Genomic DNA, 1,316 nt, shown 5'->3' with positions numbered 1-1,316 from the left:
TGAGCTTGAGGATCGTCGTCTGTGTGAAGTACGTGCCGGACGCGACGGGTGACCGTCGTTTCGCGGACGACCACACCACCGACCGGGAGGGTGTGGACGGCCTCCTGTCGGAGCTGGACGAGTACGGCGTGGAGCAGGCGCTGCGGATCGCGGAGGCGAACGAGGGCGCCGAGGTGACGGTGCTGACGGTCGGGCCGGACGACGCGAAGGACGCGCTGCGCAAGGCGCTGTCGATGGGTGCGGACAAGGCCGTGCACGTGAACGACGACGACATCCACGGGTCCGATGTGATCGGGACGTCGGCGGTGCTGGCGAAGGCGCTGGAGAAGACCGGGTTCGACCTGGTGATCGGTGGCATGGCGTCGACGGACGGCACGATGGGTGTGCTGCCGGCGCTGCTGGCGGAGCGTCTGGGTGTGCCGCAGGTGACGCTGCTGTCGGAGGTGTCGGTCGAGGGCGGTGTGGTCCGGGGCCGTCGTGACGGTGACGCGGCGACCGAGCTGGTCGAGGCGGAGCTGCCGGCCGTGGTGTCGGTGACGGACCAGTCGGGTGAGGCCCGGTACCCGTCGTTCAAGGGGATCATGGCGGCGAAGAAGAAGCCGGTGCAGTCGCTGGACCTGGACGACCTGGGCATCGAGGCGGACGAGGTCGGGCTGGCGGGTTCGTGGACGGCGGTGGAGTCGGTGGCGGCGCGTCCGGCGCGCACCGCGGGCACGGTCGTCAAGGACGAGGGCGAGGGCGGCAAGTCCCTCGCGGCCTTCCTCGCCGACCAGAAGTTCATCTGAGCCCCCCACCCCTCGAACCTGCGAACACGGAGACATTGAGCAATGGCTGAGATTCTCGTCCTGGTGGACCACGCCGACGGTGCGGTCCGCAAGCCGGCCCTGGAGCTGCTGACCCTGGCCCGCCGCGTCGGCGAGCCGTCCGCCGTCGTCCTGGGCGCCGGCGCCGCCGCGGCCGGCATCGCCGCGAAGGCCGCCGAGTACGGCGCCGCCAAGGTGTACGTCGCCGAGGGCACCGAGTTCGCCGACCGGCTGGTCGTCCCCAAGGTGGACGCCCTGGCCCAGATCGCCAAGGCCAACGACGCCGCCGCCGTCCTGGTCACCTCCTCCGGCGAGGGCAAGGAAATCGCCGCCCGCGTCGCGCTGCGCCTGGGTTCCGGCATCATCACCGACGCCGTCGACCTGGAGGCCGGTGACGGCGGCCCGGTCGCGACCCAGTCGGTGTTCGCCGCGTCCTTCCAGGTGAAGTCCAAGGTCACCAAGGGCGCGCCGGTCATCACCGTCAAGCCGAACGCCGTCGCCCCGGAGGCCGCG

General features: G+C 71.4%; 1 protein-coding gene and 1 pseudogene. Both read left to right on the top strand.

The genetic code is table 11. The features are described from left to right. Positions 1-785: electron transfer flavoprotein subunit beta/FixA family protein (locus AB0D10_RS46335; protein ID WP_360269161.1), on the top strand; the 785-nt coding region annotated here is incomplete at its 5' end. A 42-nt stretch (positions 786-827) separates the two neighbouring features. After that, positions 828-1,316: pseudogene (locus AB0D10_RS46330) on the top strand (electron transfer flavoprotein subunit alpha/FixB family protein); the annotation flags it as partial.

The sequence above is a fragment of the Kitasatospora sp. NPDC048545 genome (assembly GCF_040651155.1).
In the GTDB taxonomy this organism is placed as follows: Bacteria; Actinomycetota; Actinomycetes; order Streptomycetales; family Streptomycetaceae; genus Kitasatospora.
This window is presented reverse-complemented; position numbering and strand designations above follow the sequence as displayed.